Source organism: Candidatus Hydrogenedentota bacterium (assembly GCA_035450225.1).
Lineage (GTDB): Bacteria > Hydrogenedentota > Hydrogenedentia > Hydrogenedentales > SLHB01 > DSVR01.
Map to the genome: position 1 here is coordinate 92,413 of DAOTMJ010000012.1, position 21,751 is coordinate 114,163.

At 59.2% G+C, this 21,751-nt stretch carries 22 protein-coding genes and 1 pseudogene; 20 read left to right on the plus strand and 3 right to left on the minus strand.

The genetic code is table 11. The features are described from left to right. Positions 1–24: 24 nt before the first annotated feature. Together P5540_09125 and P5540_09130 are read left to right on the plus strand one after the other, a co-directional pair. On the plus strand, positions 25–1,134 hold the full coding sequence (locus P5540_09125; GenBank protein HRT64978.1) for a glycosyltransferase family 1 protein: 1,110 nt from the start codon (positions 25–27) through the stop codon (positions 1,132–1,134). Then, the gene (locus P5540_09130; GenBank protein HRT64979.1) at positions 1,131–2,471 is read left to right on the plus strand and encodes an FAD-dependent oxidoreductase; all 1,341 of its coding nucleotides are present in this window, start codon (positions 1,131–1,133) and stop codon (positions 2,469–2,471) included. Before P5540_09125 ends, P5540_09130 begins: the two co-directional genes overlap by 4 nt. A gap of 123 nt (positions 2,472–2,594) precedes the next feature. Here the strand turns inward: P5540_09130 and P5540_09135 are convergent, their stop codons facing one another. Further along, complete coding sequence (locus P5540_09135; GenBank protein ID HRT64980.1) at positions 2,595–3,641, minus strand: glycoside hydrolase family 99-like domain-containing protein; 1,047 nt, start codon at positions 3,639–3,641, stop codon at positions 2,595–2,597. A 100-nt stretch (positions 3,642–3,741) separates the two neighbouring features. Here P5540_09135 and P5540_09140 point away from each other — a divergent pair, with 100 nt between their 5' ends. From P5540_09140 to P5540_09215, 16 genes and pseudogenes are all read left to right on the plus strand, one after another. After that, positions 3,742–5,034, plus strand: a complete 1,293-nt coding sequence (locus tag P5540_09140) for a Gfo/Idh/MocA family oxidoreductase (GenBank protein ID HRT64981.1) — start codon at positions 3,742–3,744, stop codon at positions 5,032–5,034. 84 nt (positions 5,035–5,118) lie between these two features. Then, positions 5,119–6,114, plus strand: a complete 996-nt coding sequence (gene gmd, locus P5540_09145) for a GDP-mannose 4,6-dehydratase (protein HRT64982.1) — start codon at positions 5,119–5,121, stop codon at positions 6,112–6,114. After that, the gene (locus tag P5540_09150) at positions 6,111–7,049 is read left to right on the plus strand and encodes a GDP-mannose 4,6-dehydratase (GenBank protein ID HRT64983.1); all 939 of its coding nucleotides are present in this window, start codon (positions 6,111–6,113) and stop codon (positions 7,047–7,049) included. Before gmd ends, P5540_09150 begins: the two co-directional genes overlap by 4 nt. 106 nt (positions 7,050–7,155) lie before the next feature. Continuing rightward, positions 7,156–8,280 carry a glycosyltransferase family 9 protein gene (locus tag P5540_09155; protein HRT64984.1) on the plus strand — a complete coding sequence of 375 codons (1,125 nt, stop codon included), beginning with the start codon at positions 7,156–7,158 and terminating at the stop codon, positions 8,278–8,280. A gap of 71 nt (positions 8,281–8,351) precedes the next feature. After that, complete coding sequence (locus tag P5540_09160) at positions 8,352–8,543, plus strand: hypothetical protein (GenBank protein ID HRT64985.1); 192 nt, start codon at positions 8,352–8,354, stop codon at positions 8,541–8,543. After that, a complete protein-coding gene (locus P5540_09165) occupies positions 8,540–8,917 on the plus strand; it encodes a LysR family transcriptional regulator (protein ID HRT64986.1) in 378 nt (125 codons plus the stop codon). The genes P5540_09160 and P5540_09165 overlap by 4 nt, the downstream gene beginning before the upstream one ends. Then, positions 8,914–9,864, plus strand: coding sequence for a tungstate ABC transporter substrate-binding protein WtpA (gene wtpA, locus P5540_09170; protein HRT64987.1), 951 nt, complete (start codon positions 8,914–8,916; stop codon positions 9,862–9,864). Before P5540_09165 ends, wtpA begins: the two co-directional genes overlap by 4 nt. After that, a complete protein-coding gene (locus P5540_09175) occupies positions 9,861–10,670 on the plus strand; it encodes an ABC transporter permease (protein HRT64988.1) in 810 nt (269 codons plus the stop codon). Before wtpA ends, P5540_09175 begins: the two co-directional genes overlap by 4 nt. Continuing rightward, a complete protein-coding gene (locus P5540_09180; GenBank protein ID HRT64989.1) occupies positions 10,657–11,712 on the plus strand; it encodes an ABC transporter ATP-binding protein in 1,056 nt (351 codons plus the stop codon). Before P5540_09175 ends, P5540_09180 begins: the two co-directional genes overlap by 14 nt. A 1-nt stretch (position 11,713) precedes the next feature. Further along, positions 11,714–12,316, plus strand: coding sequence for a hypothetical protein (locus P5540_09185; protein HRT64990.1), 603 nt, complete (start codon positions 11,714–11,716; stop codon positions 12,314–12,316). Continuing rightward, on the plus strand, positions 12,313–13,488 hold the full coding sequence (locus P5540_09190; GenBank protein ID HRT64991.1) for a molybdopterin molybdotransferase MoeA: 1,176 nt from the start codon (positions 12,313–12,315) through the stop codon (positions 13,486–13,488). The genes P5540_09185 and P5540_09190 overlap by 4 nt, the downstream gene beginning before the upstream one ends. Beyond that, a complete protein-coding gene (locus P5540_09195; GenBank protein ID HRT64992.1) occupies positions 13,472–14,269 on the plus strand; it encodes a radical SAM protein in 798 nt (265 codons plus the stop codon). Before P5540_09190 ends, P5540_09195 begins: the two co-directional genes overlap by 17 nt. Before the next feature lie 5 nt (positions 14,270–14,274). Next, positions 14,275–14,733, plus strand: a complete 459-nt coding sequence (moaC, locus tag P5540_09200) for a cyclic pyranopterin monophosphate synthase MoaC (GenBank protein HRT64993.1) — start codon at positions 14,275–14,277, stop codon at positions 14,731–14,733. Positions 14,734–15,038: 305 nt separating this feature from the next. Continuing rightward, positions 15,039–15,167: pseudogene (locus P5540_09205) on the plus strand (DUF1559 domain-containing protein). 273 nt (positions 15,168–15,440) lie between these two features. Then, positions 15,441–15,866, plus strand: a complete 426-nt coding sequence (locus P5540_09210) for a hypothetical protein (protein HRT64994.1) — start codon at positions 15,441–15,443, stop codon at positions 15,864–15,866. 309 nt (positions 15,867–16,175) lie between these two features. Then, positions 16,176–17,033 carry a response regulator gene (locus P5540_09215; GenBank protein HRT64995.1) on the plus strand — a complete coding sequence of 286 codons (858 nt, stop codon included), beginning with the start codon at positions 16,176–16,178 and terminating at the stop codon, positions 17,031–17,033. Positions 17,034–17,056: 23 nt separating this feature from the next. On the opposite strand, the gene P5540_09220 is transcribed toward P5540_09215, so the two are convergent. Continuing rightward, entirely contained in the window at positions 17,057–18,529 is a 1,473-nt protein-coding gene (locus P5540_09220; protein HRT64996.1) for a pectate lyase, read from the minus strand. Positions 18,530–18,791: 262 nt separating this feature from the next. Here P5540_09220 and P5540_09225 point away from each other — a divergent pair, with 262 nt between their 5' ends. Further along, a complete protein-coding gene (locus P5540_09225) occupies positions 18,792–18,965 on the plus strand; it encodes a hypothetical protein (protein ID HRT64997.1) in 174 nt (57 codons plus the stop codon). Between the two features lie 258 nt (positions 18,966–19,223). Beyond that, positions 19,224–20,786 (plus strand): metallophosphoesterase, encoded by a 1,563-nt coding sequence (locus P5540_09230; GenBank protein ID HRT64998.1) that lies wholly within the window; start codon positions 19,224–19,226, stop codon positions 20,784–20,786. Between the two features lie 2 nt (positions 20,787–20,788). Here P5540_09230 and P5540_09235 read toward each other — a convergent pair. Then, positions 20,789–21,751: hypothetical protein (locus P5540_09235; protein ID HRT64999.1), on the minus strand; the 963-nt coding region annotated here is incomplete at its 5' end.

Consider the following 21,751-nt stretch of genomic DNA (forward strand, 5'->3'; position numbering starts at 1 on the left):
CATGTATAGTCCCTGGAACAAACCATGATTGTCGGCCTTGATGGACGCGCCGCGAACGAACCGAAGCGCGCCGGCATCGGAAACTATTGCCTTGAACTTCTGCGCGCCATGCAGACCCTTGGCGGCGCACGGTTCCGTGTGTATCTCGACCGGGCGGCGCGCGCCGGTTTTCCCGTGGACGAAACCAACACGGAAATCCGAATACTGCCCCCCGGGCGTTTCTGGACACAGCGCATCCTGGCCGCAGAACTCCGGCATCATCCGCCGGACGTATTTCTTTCCCCGGGACTTCAATTGCCGATTGCCTGCCGATGTCCGCGCGTCGCGACGGTACTGGATCTAGCCTATTTCGATTATGGTGGCTATTTTACGTGGCGTGCGCGTACGCGTGCGCGGATTTATACACGCACCGCGGCCTGTGTCGCCACGCACTGGCTTGCCATAAGCCAAGCCACCGCCGACGACATGACCGCCCAATTAGGCATTCCGGCCTCGCGCATCACGGTGACGCCGCTGGGCGTCTCGGCCACGTTCCGGCCCGGCGCCGACACGGCCCAATGCCGTTTTATCCGTGAAAAATATCGTCTCGTCGCGCCGTACCTGCTTTATCTTGGCCGCATCCAACCGCGCAAAAATCTTGTGCGTCTGATGGAGGCCTTTGCCGCCTTGCGCGCCGGACGATCCGATTTGCCCCACGAACTGATTATTGCCGGTGACGAAGGCTGGCTGACCAGCGGCATTTATGAGGCTGCCCGGTGTTCACCGGCACACGACGCCATTCGTTTCCTGGGATTTGTCCCGGAAGAAGATCTGCCGGGACTGATATCCTGCGCCGACGCGCTTGCGCTTGTCTCGTTGTGGGAAGGATTTGGCCTTCCCGTCCTCGAGGCGATGGCGTGCGGCACACCGGTCATTGCGTCGAACTGTTCTTCGCTGCCCGAAGTCGCAGGGGAAGCCGCCGTGCTCGTGGATCCGTTCGACATTTCCTCAATTCGCAACGGACTGGAACGTCTTCTGGCCGATGCGTCGCTGCGCGCGGATCTTTCCGCCAAGGGCATCGCCCGCAGCCGGTTGTTCTCATGGGAAAACACGGCCCGCCTCACCTTGCAAGCCCTGGGAAAGGTGGTCGAATGAGCGCCATGCACGTCGCCATTGTCGGCGCGGGACCCTCGGGATTCTATGCGGCGCAGGCTCTTTTGGCCCATGATCAACACGCCCGCGTGGATTTGTTCGAGAAATTGCCCGCGCCGTTTGGACTCGTGCGTTACGGCGTGGCGCCCGACCATCCAAAAATCCGATCCGTCATCCGTATTTTCAACCGCATCGCTTCGAGCGACCGTTTCGTCTACCGGGGAAACGTCGCCATCGGCCGGGACGTGTCGGTGGACGAACTTCGGACGCATTACAGCGCCGTTATCCTAGCCTGCGGTCTGGAAGAACCCGCCCCGCTCGATATTCCCGGCGCGGCATTGCCCGGCTGCGTGCCCGCCGCGGACTTTGCCCGGTGGTACAACGGCCATCCGGACTTCGCACATCGAACGTTCGCGCTCGATTCGTCCACGGCCGTCATCATCGGCCACGGCAATGTCGCGGTGGATGCGGCGCGCATCCTCGCGCAATCCGACCATACTCTTCGGAAAACCGACATGCCGGACTATGCCTTGAATGCCTTGCAGGCCAGCCGGATTCGCGACATTTTTCTCATCGGACGCCGCGGCCCGGCGCAGGCGCGATTCGCCTCGCAGGAAATCGCCGAATTGGGAAACCTCCCCGACGCCCGCCTCCTGATCCGGCCGGAAGATCTTATCCTGGACGAAGCCAGCCAGGCCGAACTCGACGCCCCGGACAATCATGCCGCAAGAAGAACAATGGATGTGTTGCAGGCATTGTCCGGATTTTCTTCCGCAAGGCCCAAAAATATCCATCTCCGATTTCTGTTGAGTCCGGCCGCACTGTACGGAAACGATCGCGTTGAATCCATCCGCTTTGAACGTAATCGTTTGACGGGAGCCCCCGGCCATCTGATCGCAACCGGCACAGGGGAATTCGTGGATCTGGACTGCGGACTTGTTTTCACAAGCATTGGCCACCGCGGGAAACCCCTTCCCGGCGTGCCGTTTGAACCGGCGCGAGGGATCGTCCCCAACGACAAAGGCCGTGTGATCGACAACGGCGAAGCCGTGCCCGGACTCTACGTGAGCGGATGGATGAAGCGCGGACCCACCGGTCTCATCGGCAACGATAAGGCCGACAGTTTCGAAACCGTGACATGTCTCATGGAAGATGCTCCCTCGTTACCCAAGCGAAATCCGCGCGGAATGGCCGAGCTGCTGCACAGCCGGCATGTCGAACCGGTTTCCTATTCTGACTGGCGGCGCATTGACGAGGAAGAAATTCGGCGCGGGGAAATGCACGGAAAGCCGCGCGAAAAATTTCTATCGTTCGACGCGATCCGCCCGTTCATGCAATAGGACACGGGGTGCGCACCCTAATCGAAAGCGGATCTTGCGTCCAATCTGTGGGCGAGGAGGGCGTTCTGGGGCCGACGAATTTGGCCGTAGGATCTGGTTGATTGTGCCCGTTGTTTCACCCAATCAGGGTTTGTAGGCGTCGCGCATGGCGCGTATGGCCTCGAGCCGGGCGGCGCCTTCTTCAAGCGTCGGGCAAAGCCAGCCGCCTTCGTCGTGTTCGTTCCACGCATAGACGAGGACGGTTCGCGCGGGCGAAACGGCCTCATTTGCGCGAATCCAATCGAATGCGCCTTTGACGGCTGCGGCGATTTCCCGCGGGGTTCCCTGTTCATACCACGGCCCGTCGTAGTTGCGAGGCCGTCCATCCCACCCCGCATTGACGGTCGGCGCCACTTCGCGTCCCGAAGCCTTGTATCGCTCCCAGTAGGAGCGGTTGGATTCGATCAAATCGGCATACGACTGCTTCCCGCCTTTCCCGCCTTGCGCGCTGTAGGCGCCCAAGGCGTCGAAGCGAATCGCGTCGAGAAAATCGGCTTGAATCTGATGCGTCCAGATTTGCGCCACGATGTAGGGATCGCCCGTTCCGGCCTTCCGGCTTTCTTCCCGGAGAAGCGCAAACGCTTTTCCGGCGGCTTCCGGCGATCCAAAATGGGGAATGAGATGTTCACAGGCAAACACGTAAAGCAGCGGGCGATCGCCACAGACGCGCTGGTAGGTGGGTTCCTTGAACAGGCCGACGAATTCGCCGGCGGTCGCCGCCCACTCGGCGGCAGGTCCCAAGTGAGAACCGCCCTGAAGCAGCAGGCAGAAGTTCACGTCTTTTTTGCGTTCGCTCTTGAGATAACGCCGCCAGCCATAATTGTACGCATCGGCCTGCGGCCACGATTTGGGATGGTAGTAACAAAATGCCCAATACGCAATACCGCCGGCCTTAGCATGGGCGATTTCGCGATCCATCGTCTCCTGCGAGTCCGAACAGACTTGGCACGATCCGTCTTCCGCGATCTTGCCGTAGAACGGCAGGCGGTAACGCCATTCTTTTGGAGCGAGGTTCTTCTCCCACGGATTGCCCGGAAACCAACCATCCCATCGAATCGCGCCGATGATGGGACATTCAGCCGGTCGTTCCGTACCGGCGCTTATCAGGAACAGCAGCAACGCAATGGACAAAACACGCCTCCTGGCCGTCAAAAACTTGCAGGCGGACCCGCGATAGGCCGATGATAACCGAAAAGAACGGATAGGCCAACCGGATAACGGAGGAAGAGCCATGGAATTCACGCGGAGACAGTTCTTGGGCGCAACGGCGTCGGCGGCATTAGTGGCGGGAACAATGGGACGCGGGACGGTATTCGGCGCGAACGAACGCATTCGCGTGGCCTGCGTCGGCATTCACGGGCGCGGCGGCAGTCATATAGACGGATTTTCAGACCTCCCGGATTCGGAAGTCGTCGCGTTATGCGATGTGGACGCGCACGTGCTCGAGGAGCGCGCCGCCGAACTCGAAAAGAAAACCGGCAAAAAGCCCAAGCGTTTTCGCGACATGCGCGATCTCATGGCCGACAAGGACATTGACGCCGTCAGTTTCGCGACACCGAACCATTGGCATTCACTCGGCTCGGTGTGGGCGTGTCAAGCCGGCAAGGATGTATACGTGGAGAAGCCGCTCTCGCATGAAGTCTGGGAAGGTCGCCAATTAGTGGCCGCCGCCGAAAAATTCAACCGCGTCGTCATGCACGGCACGCAGCGCCGTTCGGAACGCGATTGGGCCCGCGCAATACAGCGTTTGCAGGAAGGCGTGATCGGGGACATCTATATGGCGCGCGCGTTGTGCTTCAAAAACCGCGACTCCATCGGCACGGGCGAACCCAAGGAACCGCCCGCGCATCTGGATTGGCCGCTTTGGCAGGGACCGGCCAAGGAAGAGCCGTACTGCGACCTGTACGTCCATTACAACTGGCACTGGTTCTGGAACTATGGCAACGGCGACCTGGGAAACCAGGGCGTACATCAGATGGACGTTGCGATATGGGGCATGAACAAGGGCCTCCCCGTGCGCATCGCGAGCATGGGCGGCCGTTTCGGCTACACGGATCAAGGCGAAACCGCGAACACGCAAATCTGCACGTTCGCCTATGCGGACGGCACGATGCTCGTGTTCGAGGTGCGCGGACGCGCCACGAACGACGAGGCTGGCGCGCGCATCGGCAATCTCTTCTATGGATCGAACGGTTACATGGTTGATGGAAAGTTTTTCGACAAGAACAACAAGGAAATTCCGGACGAGAAGGGCCCCGGCGAGGACATCACGGTCGGCGGCAACCATTACGCCAGTTTTATCCGCGCCGTGCGTTCCCGTAAACCGGAAGACAACCCCGCGCCTGCGCGGGTGGGCCACATCGCTTCCGCGCATTGCCATCTCGGCAATATCGCCTACCGCCTCGGCGCAACACTAACCTTCGATCCGGCCTCGGAACAGTTCACCGGCCCGGATGCCGCACAGGCCAACCCGTTGCTCAAGCGCGAATATCGCGAAGGATTCGAAGTTCCTCAATTGGCCTGAAAATCATCTTAACCCACAATAAATTGACTGTCCATCGCGGACGTTCCGGGAAAGTATTCAATCATCACAGGAGGAGACGATAATATGCCGGAAGCAACACCACGAAGGGCCCTGATCACGGGTATTACCGGACAAGACGGGTCATATCTTGCCGAATTGCTCCTGGAGAAAGGGTACGAAGTCTACGGCATCGTGCGCCGCGCGAGCACGGAAACGTTTGAGCGGATTACGCACATCAAGGACAAGATCAGGCTCCTTCAGGCAGACCTGACCGACCAGGTTTCGCTGATCGAAATCCTGCACGACATCCGCCCGCGCGAGATTTACAACCTCGCGGCAATGTCGTTCGTGCCGACCTCGTGGAAACAGCCGATACTCACGGGCGACGTGACGGCGCTTGGCGTGACGCGCGTTCTCGAAGCCATCCGGGTCGTGGACAAGTCCATCCGTTTTTATCAGGCTTCATCGAGCGAAATGTTCGGCCACGTTCAGGAAACGCCGCAAACGGAAAAAACGCCTTTCTATCCGCGCAGTCCCTATGGCGTCGCCAAACTCTATGGACACTGGATCACCGTCAATTATCGTGAAAGTTACAACATCTTCGCCGTGTCCGGCATCCTGTTCAATCATGAATCCCCCCGGCGCGGCCTCGAATTCGTGACGCGCAAGGTGACCCACGGCGTCGCGCGGATCAAGCATGGCCTGCAGAATGAATTGCGTCTCGGAAATCTCGAAGCCAAGCGCGACTGGGGTTTCGCGAAGGATTATGTCCGCGCGATGTGGCTTATGCTCCAGCAGGACGCACCGGACGATTACGTCGTATCGAGCGACCGCACGCACACCGTCCGCGACATGTGCGAGGTCGCCTTCGGCCGCGTTGGATTGGACTGGAAGAAATATGTAATCGAGGATCCCGAATTCTACCGGCCCGCTGAAGTTCACCTGTTGCTGGGAAATTCGGCCAAGGCCCGCGCCAAACTCGGCTGGACACCGGAAACCTCTTTTGAACAGTTGATCGAACTCATGGTGGACGCCGACATGGAGCGCATCGCCCGCCAAATCAAGAACGAGCGCGCATGAACCGGGAAGCCCTGATAACCGGCGCGGGCGGATTCGTGGGCCGATTCCTCCGCCGGCGCTTGGCCGAACGGGGCTGGACCGTTCGCTGTTGCGACGTTCGCGTGCCGGAAGGCGAACCCGGTTGGTTTGCCTGCGACGTGTCGGATTCAAGCAACGTTGACGCATTGACGGCATGGTGTGGGGAAAAAATCTCCCATGTCTTCCATTTGGCCGCCATGACGTTTGTGCCGGAAACGGGACGCAATCCCCACCGGGCCTTCGACGTGAACCTGCAAGGCACGGTTCTGTTGACGGACGCCGTGCGCCGTCGCTTTCCGTCGGCGCGATTCGTCTTCATCGGCAGCGCTGAAGTCTACGGTCCGCCCCAATCGCTTCCGATGGACGAACGGCATCCGATCAATCCGGCCAATCCGTATGCGATTTCCAAGGCGGCGGCGGATTTATACTGCGGTTATCTGCATGCGGCGGGACTGCTCGATGTGGTGCGCGTGCGCCCGTTCAATCATTCCGGCCCCGGACAGTCCGATTCGTTCGTCTTGTCGAGTTTTGCTCGCCAGATCGCGCGGATTGAGGCCGGCAAGGAAGAGCCGGTGCTCCGTGTGGGCAATCTCGCGGCGCGCCGCGATTTCTCGCACGTATTGGATGTCGTCCGGGCGTATGAGGCCGTGGCTCTCGAGGGCGCGGGCGGCGAAGTCTACAATGTGTGCAGCGGCGTGTCGGTATCCATCCGCGAAGCGCTGGAAGCATTGCTGGGCATGGCCGCGGTTCCCATCCGCGTCGAGCAGGACGCCGGACGCATGCGGCCGGTGGATGTTCCCGAACTGTGGGGGACGCACGCGAAATTGACCGAACGAACCGGCTGGTCGCCTGAAATATCGTTCGCCGATCTGCTGGGCGATCTGCTGGAATACTGGCGGCGTGGCGAGCGTGCTTGAGCGGGCATCGTCAAACCTGATAGCCTTGTGCCAATGCCGCGCGATGCGTGAGGCTTGATTTTCGATGCGGCCTGCGGCCTGCAATTTTATGGGTTGATTGCTGCGAGTGAACAAGGTGGTGGTTCCGTCCAATAGAATCCGCAACCGATTGCTGTCGTTGGGGGCAATGTTGTTGTCAATGTTGCCCGGCGGACGACGTTCATCCACGCCGCGCAATATTCTTGTGTTGCGCTTGGGCAATCTTGGCGACATGATAGTCGCCATGCCGGCATTTCGGGCGTTGCGCCGCCGTTTTCCGGACGCCCGGTTCACGCTGCTGACCTCCCCCACGCGGCGGGGAATGCCCGGCGCCGCGGAACTCTTGGAACACGATCCCCTATTCGACGAAATCATCGTTTACTACATTGACGAATCGAGCCGGTTGCGGTTTCTGCACGGTCTCAGCCGGCGCATTGCCGGCATCAAGATTGACATGGCCGTCGCCGTGCCCAATCACCTCACGCGTTTTTCCCATCTCGCCAAATACGAACTCCTTCTGGCATGGAGCGGCGTGCGCCGGTTCGCCGGATTCCAGATGGTCGAACCCGCTGAGTACGAACTGCGCCAAGTGGACCGGCTGCTGAACCTTTTGAGTCCCCTTGGCATCGATCGCGCAGCGGCCATTCCCTTCCCGTGGCTGACGCCAGGTCCGGAGGACGATCGCAGCGCGGAACTTCTTCTGGCGCCCGGTCAAGGGCGCGCCTTTGTGGCCATGCACTGCGGCGCCAAACGCCCGGCCAACCGGTGGGCGCCCGAATCGTTCATCGAAGTCGGACGGCGGCTCATCGCCGAAGACAATGCGTGCATTGTCCTGACCGGCAGTTCCGACGAGCGGGAGATGACGGCGCGTGTCGCGGCGGAATTGGGCGAACACGCCATCAATCTCGGCGGACAAACCCCCATTGGAATTCTCGAAGCCGTTCTGCGGCGATGCAGGGTCGCCCTATCAAACGACACCGGCGTCATGCACGTCGCCTATGCCATGGGCACGCCGACAGTTGCCATTTTCAGCGCGCGTTTCCATCCGAATATTTGGTATCCCTACGGCGATCGCCAGATTGTGCTGAGAAAGCGCATCGAATGCGAACTCTGCAACAAGGACATCTGCCCCAAGTACGCCTATCCGAAATGCCTTGAACTCATCTCGCCGGACGAAGTGCTCGAAGCCGTCCGGAGATTTCTGCGCAAATAACGTGGAATCTTGCTGCCGGACATGCTACAATCTCCCCGATATGCATTCGCAGACATAACGGGAGACGGTTCATGGAACTATCCGAAATATTACGCAAAACCGTTCGGGAGGCCGCCGTTGACCGCGACGGACGGCGGATCCTGCCGTGCGCGCAAGCCTTCCAGATAGCCGAACGACTCGGCGAACCGTTGGGCGCCGTCGGCCAGGCATGCAACGAGGAAAACATCCGCATTGCCCACTGCCAGCTCGGCTGTTTCAAATGAGCCGCGGTCATGGGCCCAAAACGCCGGCTTTCTGTCCGGGGTTCAAGTTGTGGCTGCGCGGCGACGATCCCAAGGAGGTCTTCGGCAGCGGCAAGTGGCGATTGCTCGAAGCCATTGAACGCGAAGGATCGTTGCGCGCGGCGGCGGAGGTTCTCGGCATCAGCTACCGGAAAGCGTGGGGCGATCTCCGCAAGGCCGAAAAGGCGCTGGGCGTCATGTTTCTCGAACGGCGGCGCGGCGGCAGCGACGGCGGGGAGACACGGCTGACTGTCGAGGGGCGCAAATGGCTCAAAGAATACAGGCGATTTCACGAACGAGTTGCGAAGTCGGTGGACAAGGCGTTTGCCACATGGTCAAACAGGATTGAAAAATGAAATCGGGCGGTTTTTTGGGGGTTTTCTGCCTAATCGCCGGGCTGGCATGGTCGGCGGACGGACCTTCCGGCGACTTGATTGTCTTTCATGCGGGCAGTCTCAGCGTGCCGATGAAGGAAATGGCGGCGGCATTTGCGGCCGAGTATCCGGCTGTGCGCGTACTGGCCGAAGCGTCAGGTAGCCGCGAATGCGCGCGAAAGATTTCCGATCTCGGCAAACCCTGCGATGTAATGGCTTCATCGGATTACGCCGTGATTGACACCCTCTTGATTCCAAAATTCGCGGACTGGAACATCAAATTCGCCGGCAACGAAATGGCCATCGTTTTTACCGGCGCCAGCAAGTATGCCGATGAAATCAACGGAAACAACTGGCATGAGATTTTACGGAAGACCGACGTGGCATTCGGGCGCGCCGACCCGAATTCGGATCCGTGCGGCTATCGCACCGTCCTTACGATGAAACTCGCCGAAGATTTTTACAGGCGGCCGGGCTTGGCGGACGCGCTTGCAGGGAAGGATCTCCGTTACATGCGCCCGAAGGAAACGGATCTGCTGGCGCTGCTTGAAACGAGGACGATCGACTACCTCTTTTTGTATCGCTCCGTGGCCGTCCAGCATGGACTCAAATGGTTGACGCTTCCCAATGAAATCAATCTGAAGGACGCCGCGCTGGCGGATCACTACAAGACGGTTTCGGTGGAAATTACAGGCGAGAAACCGGGGACAACGATAATCCAGCATGGCGAGCCCATGGTCTACGGTATTACGATCCCGAAAAACGCGCCCAACCCAAAAGCGGCGATGGCATTCACCGCATTCCTCCTTGATAAAGGCAAGGGATTGACGATTATGGAAAAGAACGGCCAGCCACCGCTTGTTCCCGCCATCTCGGAGACCTATGAAAAAATTCCCGAAAGCCTGCGGAAATACGTATTGAAACCATGAACAACAAGCTCACATCCTTCACCCGATACGAGCCGCTTTACCTCCTCTTTGCATTTCTGGGCGGCATGGCGCTGCTGTTCATTGTCGCGCCGCTGGCGGGGATGGCATTGAAAACATCGGGCGCGGAACTTGTGCATACCGCCCGCGACACCGAGGTGCAGCGCAGCATTTTTCTGACGGTTTGGACTTCGATGGCCGCCACGGCCATCATGGCGGTCGGGGCGATACCGCTGGCCTACCTGCTGGCGCGGAAAGAATTCCCGTTGAAGCGCCTCGTAACAGCCATCATCGATCTGCCCATCGTTATCCCCCACTCCGCCGCCGGCATCGCGATCCTCGGATTCGTGGCGGGCGACAGTCTTATCGGCGCGGCGGGCAAGCGCATGGGCATCCATTTCGTGGGCGGCGCGGCGGGCATCATGGCCGCGATGGCGTTTGTCAGCCTGCCGTTTTTGATCAACGCCGCCCGCGACGGATTCCACGCCGTTCCCGAACGGCTGGAAAAGGCCGCGCTTGGCCTCGGCGCCTCGCCCGCGCGCGTTTTTTTCACGATTTCCGTGCCCTTGGCGTGGCGGGCAATCCTGTCCGGCCTGATCCTGATGTGGGCGCGGGGATTGAGCGAATTCGGGGCCGTCGCCGTCGTCGCCTACCATCCGATTGTCGCGCCGGTGCTCATTTACGAGCGTTTTAGCGCATTCGGACTCAAGTATGCCCGGCCGATCTCCGTGCTCTTCATCGGCGTGTGCCTAATCCTGTTTATCGCGGCAAGACTGCTGGCAAGGCGTCCACTCGATGCTTCACGTTGAAAACATCTCCAAAGGCTTAGGCCGTTTCGAACTGCACGATGTAAATTTCGAGGTGGGCGATGGCGACTATTTCGTGCTGCTCGGCGCTTCGGGCGCCGGCAAGACGGTCCTGCTCGAAATACTGTCCGGCATCGAATCGTGCGATGAAGGCCGCATCCGCTGGAACAACGAGGATGTCACGCAGGCCCGGATTCAGCACCGGGGCTTTGGCCTCGTCTACCAGGATCAGGCGCTTTTCCCCCATCTTTCCGTTCGCGACAACATCGCCTATGGTCTTCGCGCAAGAGGGATGCGAGGATCCGATCGCCACGGACGCATCCTTGCCCTTGCGCGCGAAACAGGCGTCGAAACGCTGCTTGACCGGATGCCGGGAACCCTGTCCGGCGGCGAGGCACAACGCGTGGCGCTGGCGCGCGCGCTCGCCATTGAACCACGTTGTCTGCTGCTCGACGAGCCTATCGCCGCACTCGACACGCAAGCCCGCGGCCACATGCGTGCGCTGCTGCGAAGACTGAACCGGCGCGGGCACACGATCATTCATGTCACGCATGATTACGAGGAGGCCATTTCGCTGGCCTCGCATGTGGGCGTTATGGAACGGGGAACCGTGGTGCAAACCGGCGCGCCGGAAACGATTTTTCATCATCCAGCGTCCGAATTCGTCGCGCACTTTATCGGCATCCGCAACGTGTACAAGGGCCGCCTTCTCGCCGCGGAACCGGGCGGCACTCCAAAATTCACCACGGGCGATCGAATGTTTGCCGTGCTGACCGATGCTTCCCCCGGTCCGGGAAGCCTGATTGTGCGTAGCGAAGACATCACCGTGTCGTTGTCGCGGAACGATACAAGCGCGCAAAACACGTTTCGCGGTATGATCAAGGACATTGCGCCCGCCCGTCTGGGCGTCGAGATCACGGTGGATATCGGCGTCGAAGCCACCGCGTGGATCACCAATGAATCCTTCCATCGCCTGCAACTGCAGATCGGAAGCGAAGTCTGGGCCAGTTTCAAGGCCTCCGCCGCGCGCTTTATTGGAGAATGACATGATTCATGCGCCCAACATGCTGATGATCGGTTCCTGCGGACGAAACTCCGGAAAGACCACATTTGCGTGCGAATTACTGAAGCGCCTCACCGTCCATCACGAAATTGTCGCGGCGAAAGTCACGACCATTCAGGAGCGAAACGGAACCTGCCCGCGGGGCGGCGAAGGGTGCGGCGTATGCGCCACGCTCGACGGACGATTCTGCATCACCGAGGAGACCCTGCGTGGCGGGACAAAGGACACCCAGCGCCTGCTCGCCGCCGGCGCCGCGCGGGTCTTCTGGCTGCGCGTCATGAGCGAGCATCTCGAAGAAGGCGCGCAGGCGTTCATCGAAACCATCGGCGCCCGTTGTCCCATCGTCTGCGAGTCGAACAGCCTGCGCACCAAGGTTGAGCCGGCTTTTTTTCTGCTTTTTTGTGGAAGCGGGGACAAAACGATCAAAGCCTCCGCCGGGGCGGTTCAACAATACGCCGATCGTCTCGTTGTTTTCGACGGAACGCGTTTTGACCTGGATCCCGCCCATGTGGCTATCATGGGAAACAGATGGACAATCGGCGGCGAAGCAATCACCTGCAAGCCGTCCACGACAGGAGAAATATGATTCCATTCGACCAAGCCTTCAATCTTGTCATGTCGCATGCCCGGATGTTGGATTCGGAAACGGTCGCGATCTCCGAATCGCTGGGCCGCATTCTGGCGGAAGATGTCCGTTCGGACATGGACATGCCGCCGTTCGACAAGTCGGCCATGGACGGTTACGCCTGCCGACGCGCCGATCTCGGCCACGAACTTGAGATTGTGGAGGTCATTCAGGCGGGCAAGCCCCCCCTGAAAGCCGTCGGCGAACGCCAGTGCGCGAAAATCATGACCGGCGCCATGCTGCCGGAAGGCGCGGACTGTGTTTTCATGATTGAATACGCCCAAGAGATACGCAGGGGCGTCGTCCGATTTACCGGTTCAACGACACACGACAATATCTGCCGTAAAAGCGAGGACATCCGCGCGGGCGACATCGCACTGCGGCGTGGCGCTCGCATCGCCCCGCAGCACGTCGCCGTCCTCGCGACAGTCGGCTGCATACACCCTCGCGTTTATCGCAAAGTACGGGTCGGCATCATCGCCACCGGCGACGAACTGGTCGAACCGGACCAGCGCCCCGGCCCTTCACAAATCCGAACAAGCAACAGCCACCAATTGCGCGCGCAGGCGCTCGCCGCGGATACGGCGCCGGCCTATTACGGCATCGCGCGCGACACACGGGACGCCATTGACGGCGCGATGAAACGCGCCATGGCCGAAAACGACGTGATCCTGCTTTCCGGGGGCGTGTCGAAGGGCGACTATGATCTGGTTCCGGACATCATGACGGCAAACGGCATCGAGATCCTTTTCGATTCGATCGCGATGAAACCAGGCAAACCGACAACCTTCGGCGTGGGGCCCGGCGTCTATTGCTTCGGACTGCCCGGAAACCCCGTCTCGACGTTTATCCAATTCGAGATTCTTGTCAAGCCGTTTCTCTACAGGCTCATGGGCCATGACTATCGCCCCCCCTATTCTCTCCGGCCGCTGGCATCGCCCATCAAGGCAAAAGGAACGGATCGCGAAACATGGCTGCCGGTTAAATTCGCGGCGGACGGGCGTGTGGAGGCCGGCGCATATCACGGATCGGCCCATATCAATGCGTTGTGTGACGCCGATGGGCTTATCGTGCTGCCGGCCGGCGCGGGCGTTTTAGAGGAAGGGACGTTGGTTCGTGTTCGACCGCTTTAACAGGAAAATAAACTATCTTCGGATTTCCGTGACGGACAAGTGCAACCTGCGCTGCTCCTATTGCATGCCGCCAGAAGGCGTTCCACTGCTCTGCCACGAGGACATGCTCCGCTTCGAGGAAATCGCCGAAATTGCCCGGACCGCCGTGGAACTGGGCATCACCAAAATCCGCGTGACGGGCGGCGAACCGCTAGTCCGGCGCGGTATCGTCACGCTGATTGGAATGCTGAGCCGCATGGACGGCATTACGGATTTCGCCATGACCACCAACGGCGCCTATCTGGCCGAATTTGCGCGACCGCTTGCCGCGGCCGGTCTTCACCGCGTGAACGTCAGTCTCGACGCGGTGGATCCGGCACGGTATGCGACCATTACGCGCGGGGGCGACGTTCATAAGGTTTTTGAAGGCATTCACGCGGCACGGGAGGCGGGTCTGGCGCCCATCAAACTCAACTGTGTCGTTCAAGATTCGCCCGATGAGCCCGACGCGCGCGGCGTCGCCGCCTACGCAGCCCGCGAAGGATTGGAGGTGCGCTATATCCGGCGGATGAATCTCGAAATTGGGGATTTCTCGGTCGTGATCGGCGGAAGCGGCGGGGATTGCGCACGCTGCAATCGCCTGCGGCTGTCATGCGACGGCATGATTCGCCCGTGTCTTTTCTGCGACACCCAATTCAGCGTTCGCGAATTGGGCGCGCGCAAGGCCATTCTGCAGGCCGTGGAAGCAAAGCCTTTGTGCGGCCAGACGAGCCGGGGCCGGTTCAACAGCATAGGAGGATAAACACGATGCCATTGTCCCATCTCGACGGCGAAGGCCGCGCGCGTATGGTGGACGTCGGCGCGAAACCCATGCAGCGGCGCATCGCACGGGCACGCGGCCGCATATGCCTGTCGCCCGACACCATCGCCCTTGTCCGTGAAAACGCCATCAAGAAAGGCGACGTGCTGGCCATCGCCGAGATCGCCGGCATCCAGGCCGCGAAACGCACATGCGACCTTATCCCGCTCTGCCACACGGTAATGATCACAAGCGTCCAAGTGCGCGCGACCATCGAAGCCGACGGCGTCGTCGTCGAAAGCGAAGCCGCCGCAACGGACAAGACCGGCGTCGAGATGGAGGCCTTGACGGCTGTAAGCGTCGCCCTTTTGACCGTTTACGACATGTGCAAGGCCGTGGACAAACAGATGATCATCGGGGACATCGCCTTGATCGAAAAGCGGAAAGAGCCCGTCATGATTGCTTAACACGGCGGCTTTGTTTTTAGAAAGGGTTGTATATACTTCCGATATGCACGGCTGTGCATATTGAGTATGTTGATGCCAACGCAGTGAACAACCGGTGATGAGAAGGATTGTTCATGTTGGCACGAAGACTTGGTTTTACACGAACGTGGGCAGCGCCCACAACCCAGTTTCTCTTCGTGCTCGTAATCGTTATCGCGCTCGAAATCCCGCGGTTTTCGCACTCGCTAAATCATAGAACTTCTATGGGTTGCGCAAGTTGCCCGAGAATTTCTTGTTGTTTTTTGTAGAAGCCAGATTTTAGGGTACTGATCGAACTGCTCGTCGTTATTGCGATCATCGGCATCCTGGCCGCGATCCTGTTGCCAGCGCTCGCGCGCGAGAGAGAGTCGGCGCGGCGTTCATCGTGCCAGAACAACCTGAAACAGATCGGCCTGGTATTCAAGATGTATGCAAACGAAGCCGGCGCACCGTCCTACCCTCCCCAGTTTCCCAACTATTATCCCGCCGACGGCGCGACTCCCGTGCCCCACCCACACTTTCTTCTGGGGACCTGGCGTCTACCCGGAAGACATGCCGGACTATAACATCTTTTTCTGTCCATCCGATCCCCAAGCAGGTCGGATCAGAACCATCATTGAACAACTGAAAGACCTCCGCGTCAGGAAATTGCCGCTACAATTCCACGACTACTCGTACATGTATCTCGGATGGGCGACGCGTTCGGACGACGACTGGGGCATACAAAAAACGCGGTAAAGGCCGCGCGCGACAGCAACCAAGTGCTTCCCGAATCCTTCGCGACCACGGACATCGCGTACACCGACACTCAGACCCAGACTACAACGCGGCTCTACCGGCTGTGCGAAGGCGTCGAACGTTTATTCGTCACGGACATCAACAATCCCGCGGCCACCTCCATGGCGCAAAGCACGATCCCGGTCATTTGGGACATGGTGTGCCAAAATCCAAGCGGTACGGGCAACCACTTCTACCACGTCCCGGGCGGCATGAATTGCCTTTATCTCGATGCGCATGCCGAGTGGATTCGCTATATCCCCCACAATCCCAATTCAACGGCGCCGGATCCGAATGTCTATCCCTGCATAAGCAATCTGGCCGGCAAACTTGGCTAGGGCGGTCCTACGGAACCGACCGATCCCGCTACCGTGACCGTCGTCCCTTGAATCCCCCCAACTGCGCGGATTGACAGCAAGCCGAATTCTTGTTTTTAATCGCTTTTTGATGTATAATGTAGTTGTTGTAAATCTCCCGACGGGCGGAAGGTGCAAGGGGAGAAATACGATGACCCGGTTGGTGCGTGCAAGGGAAGACAAAAGGTAAACAACAGCAAGCCCACATGACATCCGCGCGGTCTTGACCAGACGTGTTGCGGTCCGCTTGGGCAGGGACGGTCGGCGGTTGATGCGGGCGGGAGGGGCGCCATGAAAAAGATTTTCGCCATTGACGACGATCCGGAAATGCTGGAAATGATGACCGGCATGCTTTCGCCGCTGGGCTGTTCGATGCAGTTTGCCACGCGCTGCAAAGGGGCCGTTGAGAAGATGCGGCAATTTATTCCAGACGCGATCCTCCTGGATGTATTGCTTCCCGACGGTTCCGGATTCGAGATTTCGCGATCCGTCCGCGCGGATTCGTCGCTCTACAAGACGCCAATCCTTTTTATTTCCTCGATCATGGACGGCCCCGAGGTGGAATATGCGCTGACCCAGGGCTGTGACGCCTACCTAGGCAAGCCGTTTTCGGCAAAGGATCTGACCACGCGCCTGAACGATTTGCATGCGCTCGCGGGAAGGATCAATCAGCCGAGCACCGGGACGAACTTCTTGACCCTGGAAGCCATAACCCGCGAAATCGATCACCGCGTCTTTCAACAGCGCGCCTTTGCCCTCTGCTACCTGTCCATAGAGGACTTCGACGCGTACCAGGTCATTCACGGCCACGAGGAAGCGATGGGGCTGATCGATCATGTCTGCAATGCCATTCGCCGCACCCTTGTGGAAAACGACCTTCGGGGCACGGCCATCGCCCATCTCGGGCGGGAATATTTCCTGGCGCTGCTACCACCCGCGTCGTACGACATTTTTTGCAGACAAGTCGAACTGAATTTCAGCGCATCCGCGCCGCACGGGATCTCGCTTCGTATTGACGTGTCGCTTCGCAACGAATCACACGCGGTAGGCACGCATATCTTGTTGCATGAATTGAAAAATGCGCACAAGAAACTCAATGGCAGCCAGCAACCGACACTTTTCCGCTGGGATCGGCATCGAAACTGGTGAAAAAAGGCAAAAAGAAGCCGGTTTTATCGGGCTTTGCCATCCGTTTCGTGGCGTAAGCCTGCTATGTAGGCGCCGAGCGTGCGCATGTTCTGGATGAACGTCTGGACATCTATCACTTCCCGTGTCTCATCCGCCGAACCGTGATAGCGCAACCCTCCCCGTTCCACCCACGCCCCGCGTCCGTCCATGGCGGCCATTACCGCCCGGGCCTCATCCGGAGACACGGAATGCGGTTTCGGCGCAAGGCACGATTGCCTTGTGATCTTTTGCGCCGATGCGGACCCCGGACCCTTTTCGAGGGCGGCTCGGTAGTCCGCCTCGATGGCCTCCAGCCGCGACGCAGAGACAAAAGCGTAATGGGTGGGCAGGTCATCATCGCTGTACGTCAACTTGTATGCCTTGGTGAAATAGATCGGCTTGTTGGTCCGCAATTCATAAAACCGGGCAAGTTTTCCATCGGGCAAGCGTGATCGTTTGAGGTAGTCCAAGGCGCGGCCGACACTTTCGAGATACCGGCGATCGCCGGTTTTTTCATGCAGATCCAGCAGGATGCGCAATACCCCTTGCGATTCGCCTCCGGTGACGGCCGGCGGTTCAAATTTGCGCGCCCACGCGGGATACATGTCAAAATCGTATTGCTGCGCCCATGCCGGTTGCGGATCGGGCATTTGCGCCAGAAGGATGAAATCGCCGCCCCGAAGGGCCGCCTGCCGAAAACGATCGTCTCCGTAGATTTCCGCGGCGAGGAACATCGTGGCGATTGTGTCGGCCAGCGTGTTGTCGTTCAAGGTATAAAAGCCCTTGTAATCAAGGCCCGGATAGGTGCGCGCCCAGGTCTCGGGATAACCGGCCGGCTTGACAGGATGCTTCGCCGGGTCGGGAAATGCGCTGTAACGCTGTGGCCATGCGCCGTTTGGATATTGCGCCTTGATCAGGGCGTCCAGGCCGTAAAGCGCCGCCTCGTGAATGGCGGCATCCTTGAAATCGAGCACATGATCGACGCAAATAATCAGCCGCAACGCCGCCTGCGTGGTATTGTCATCCAGCGTCGTCGTGTTGCGCCCGGTGGTCAGTCCGTCGCTGCGATATGCATACTGTTTTCGTTTCTCCGGATCGAACTCGACATGGTATTCCCATCCGCCCGACTGCAACTGCCCCTTTACGAGCGCATGGGCGGCCTCGACGGCGGCGTCAAGATAGCGCCTCTCCCCTGTCCACTTGTACACATCGAGAAAAGCCATGCCCACCGCCGGCGTCCCCGGCGGTTGAACCCAAATCATCGTGTTTGTGGCTTTCCCTTCCCCCTCGCGCCGGGACAAGTCCGCGGAATACCGCCAAAGGTAGCCGCCGCATGTTGAAACCTGTTCACGGAAAAACGCCGTCGCTCGTCGCAGGGTTTTCCGGGCCTCATCCGGCGACACATCGTCGCCTTGCGCGGTGGCAATCCCGCCGACCACGGCCGCCGCCACAATCATAACTGCACCTAATCGCCGCACATCGCACCTCCCGGCTTGAAAGGCCAGAGTACTCGTCCCGGAGCCATCTCTGCAAGCTAGGGTTTACAGCGGCTCTGCATAAGTGTCTGCCAGTAATCTTCCTGAAGGTTTTTAAACACCTTTTCAAGGGGAATCAAATTCGCATTCACAGAATGAACGGGGGGTTGCGTTTTGCAAAAAGGTGCGGTATACTCTTTTTGTAAAGTAGTTGAATTTTGTTAAATTCCGAACGCAGGGGTAGTTGGACGAAAAGGGAGACAGCATGCATATTCGTAGCGTGACAAAAGGCAAGCCGGCAATGGCGGATAACGATCTGCTTGGATCGTTGGACGTGCTTTCGTATTTGTTGACCAATATTCAGCAAATGCTCAATATTCTGACCAGCCTGTATAATCTTTTCCGCACGATTGGAAAAGATATCAGCACCTTGGTTTAGAACGGTCTTCGGATCGCCGGACGGCCGTTCGGGAGGAGGATGGCGCTTCCTGCGTGAAGTGCCTCGGAAGCGGGTTTTCCCATGCCGGGATGGGCATGGGAAAACCCGTTTTTTGCGTTGGAAAGGGCGTCGGTTCATGCCGCCGCCGAATTGTTTTACATGGAATGATGCGGCGGACCGTGTTGTTGAAATAAAGGGCATATCTGGAAACTCCTTGATCGCCCTTGGCGCTGATAAGATGTTGAGGAGGAGGTCCACATGCGCTATTGCCGATATGGTTTGCATGGCCTTGCTGTACTCGTATGTTTTTTAGGGGCGGGTTGCCCCGAAGCGCCGCAAATGCCCGTGGAGCCTGGGGTACTTTGGTTGCAGTTCGCGCATATCACCGACACGCACGTGCTCGACGACGAAAGTCCGGCGCGCACCGTTCGCCTCGCGGATCTTTTTTACGAGTCGTGGCGTCCGCAGGAAGCCTACACGACGCAGGTTCTGGATGCGACGCTGCAAGTGCTGAACGCGTATCACACGGGCGCGCTCCAGCCGCAACGTCGTCTCGATTTCGTGATGCACACCGGCGATGCGGTTGATAATGCGCAATACAATGAACTGCGCTGGTTTATGAATACAATGGACGGCGGCATTGTCCGGCCGGATTCGGGACTGTTGGACGGGCCGTTGCGTCCGGTTGCGCCGGAGGACAATCCCAAGTTGCCCTTCTTGGCGGAGGGGTTATTACCGGAAATCCCCTGGTACATCGCGCGGGGAAACCATGACGCGCAATGTTCCGGCACGTTTCGGATTGCAACCGAAGCGGAAAACCCGGTGGACTGGATGGCCCCGCTGCTCTGTCCGGTGGCGGCCGTGCTCGGCCTGCACGCATTCGGGATGCATGGGCTTTCGCCAACCGTTGACAAAAGCCCGGCCATTATCCTTGGAAGCATGGACGTGGCCGATCCGGACAGTATGCGGCTTCGATGGGATCGGCTCGACTGCGGAACGATTCCCCCGGACCCTCGAAGGCAGTTTGTTGACGCCGCCCGGTTTGCGGCGGAACATTTCAACAGCACGGCCCTTCCGCCGGGACACGGTCTCGCCTACAAGCCCCCGCTGTATTATTCCGTGCGTCCCAAGGCGGACGTGCCTATCCGGCTTGTCGTGCTCGATACAACGGCGCCGGAACCGCCGGATGGAGTGCCCATCGCACACGGCGTCATGACCCGCAAGCAGTTCGAGCAGTTTCTGAAACCCCAGTTTGCCGAGGCGGAAGCCGCCGGCGAATATGTCTTGGTTGCCTCGCATCATCCCAGCGCGGATTTCAATCTTTTTTACGGGCCGGGCACGGTGGGAACGCGCGAATTCCGGGCCTATCTCGCCTCGCAACCCCGCATGATCGCGCATATTTGCGGGCACAATCACCGGAACCATCTTGAAATGGTGTCAGGCCGCTATCCCTACCCGGAGATTGAGACCTGTTCGCTGATTGACTATCCGCAGGAAGTGCGGATTATCGGGTTGTATTACATCGAAGAAACAGGCGATTGGCGGATCGAAAGCACGATGGTGAGTCACATGGACAATCCCACCCGTCTGTCCGCCGAATCGTTTCGCCGCGTAAGCCTCAGCGTCGGGTTCGAGCCCAGCCGAGAGTCGTTCGAGAAACGGTACGGCATGGCGCCCGAGGATGTGTTTCCGCCGGACAGCGCGGTTCTCAAACGTATCGGTGAAGATCGCGCGTGGACCAAGGAAGAAACGGGCGGAAACAGCGGCGACCGCAATTTCTCGTTAGTGCTGCCGCGACAAATCGCACGGAAATCGCCTTGAACCTATGGTTCGAGCAGTTCCGTAATTGCCTCCATGAGAACCCCTTCGACCTCTGGTGCGACATTCGATGCGCGATCGCTGGTTTCGTAACCGCCCTGTTCATAGGCCACGGCCGTTCCGATATAACCGGTTCCGTAGTCGCCGTAAGCGGCCATGGCCACGAACAAGCCGGGATTTTTGGCCTTTGCGGCCAGTTGATATTCGACGAATAATTCGCCCGGCATATGCAGAATGCGCGCACGCCCGATGGACAGGCACGATACATCAATGGCATGTCCGGCCTCGCAACGGCGCAACCAGGCCAGTTTCGAGGCCAAATGCTCGATTTCTCCGCTGTCCTTGGCCTCTTTCAATGACGATTCCAGCGTAGCGGCGTTCAGGTGTTTCGCGACCGGCAGCGTCACGGATTTCACTTTCCACCGGATCATGCCGGCATCGATCGGTTCCTTGATCGTGTTATCCCACGCTTCGCGCAGGCCTTCGGCCAGACGCCCGGCCAGAATGCCCCGGTTTTCCATGGCCCCATCGTTGTATTTGCCGGCGCCGATGTTGCCGCCCGCACCGTTGAAATGAATGTGCAACGCAGACGGTTCGGCCAGTTGACGCATGAATCGGGCCACGCCCGGAAAATCCGGGTTGGGAATGCCCGTCCGGTAATAACTTTGAGGGTGTGTCGCATAGTAACTCAAGGCCGCGACCGGTTTCCCGTCGTTCCAAAAGCTGACGAGCGACACGACGGGATCGATTGTGCCTTCCGGTTCGGCGCGCAGATCCGGATCCTTGCAGGTGGTGAAACGCGTGGCCTTGACCTTGCCGTCGGGACCGAGAATTCTCCGGTTCGAGGCCACCTCCTTGACGCGGCCTTCTCCCAGTCCGAAATGGGTGACGGGCTGGGCGCGGGGGATGGCATCCCGAACCGCCGAGGCGAGCCGTTCAAGCGTTTCGCGTGCAAAGGTTCCATCGTT

Excerpts from the sequence above, each read along its gene's own strand:
- P5540_09125 (HRT64978.1), top strand. The coding sequence starts at position 25 with ATGATTGTCGGCCTTGATGGACGCGCCGCGAACGAACCGAAGCGCGCC.
- P5540_09130 (HRT64979.1), top strand. The coding sequence starts at position 1,131 with ATGAGCGCCATGCACGTCGCCATTGTCGGCGCGGGACCCTCGGGATTC.
- P5540_09140 (HRT64981.1), top strand. The coding sequence starts at position 3,742 with ATGGAATTCACGCGGAGACAGTTCTTGGGCGCAACGGCGTCGGCGGCA.
- gmd (HRT64982.1), top strand. The coding sequence starts at position 5,119 with ATGCCGGAAGCAACACCACGAAGGGCCCTGATCACGGGTATTACCGGA.
- P5540_09150 (HRT64983.1), top strand. The coding sequence starts at position 6,111 with ATGAACCGGGAAGCCCTGATAACCGGCGCGGGCGGATTCGTGGGCCGA.
- P5540_09160 (HRT64985.1), top strand. The coding sequence starts at position 8,352 with ATGGAACTATCCGAAATATTACGCAAAACCGTTCGGGAGGCCGCCGTT.
- P5540_09165 (HRT64986.1), top strand. The coding sequence starts at position 8,540 with ATGAGCCGCGGTCATGGGCCCAAAACGCCGGCTTTCTGTCCGGGGTTC.
- wtpA (HRT64987.1), top strand. The coding sequence starts at position 8,914 with ATGAAATCGGGCGGTTTTTTGGGGGTTTTCTGCCTAATCGCCGGGCTG.
- P5540_09175 (HRT64988.1), top strand. The coding sequence starts at position 9,861 with ATGAACAACAAGCTCACATCCTTCACCCGATACGAGCCGCTTTACCTC.
- P5540_09180 (HRT64989.1), top strand. The coding sequence starts at position 10,657 with ATGCTTCACGTTGAAAACATCTCCAAAGGCTTAGGCCGTTTCGAACTG.
- P5540_09185 (HRT64990.1), top strand. The coding sequence starts at position 11,714 with ATGATTCATGCGCCCAACATGCTGATGATCGGTTCCTGCGGACGAAAC.
- P5540_09190 (HRT64991.1), top strand. The coding sequence starts at position 12,313 with ATGATTCCATTCGACCAAGCCTTCAATCTTGTCATGTCGCATGCCCGG.
- moaC (HRT64993.1), top strand. The coding sequence starts at position 14,275 with ATGCCATTGTCCCATCTCGACGGCGAAGGCCGCGCGCGTATGGTGGAC.
- P5540_09210 (HRT64994.1), top strand. The coding sequence starts at position 15,441 with ATGGGCGACGCGTTCGGACGACGACTGGGGCATACAAAAAACGCGGTA.
- P5540_09215 (HRT64995.1), top strand. The coding sequence starts at position 16,176 with ATGAAAAAGATTTTCGCCATTGACGACGATCCGGAAATGCTGGAAATG.
- P5540_09225 (HRT64997.1), top strand. The coding sequence starts at position 18,792 with ATGCATATTCGTAGCGTGACAAAAGGCAAGCCGGCAATGGCGGATAAC.
- P5540_09230 (HRT64998.1), top strand. The coding sequence starts at position 19,224 with ATGCGCTATTGCCGATATGGTTTGCATGGCCTTGCTGTACTCGTATGT.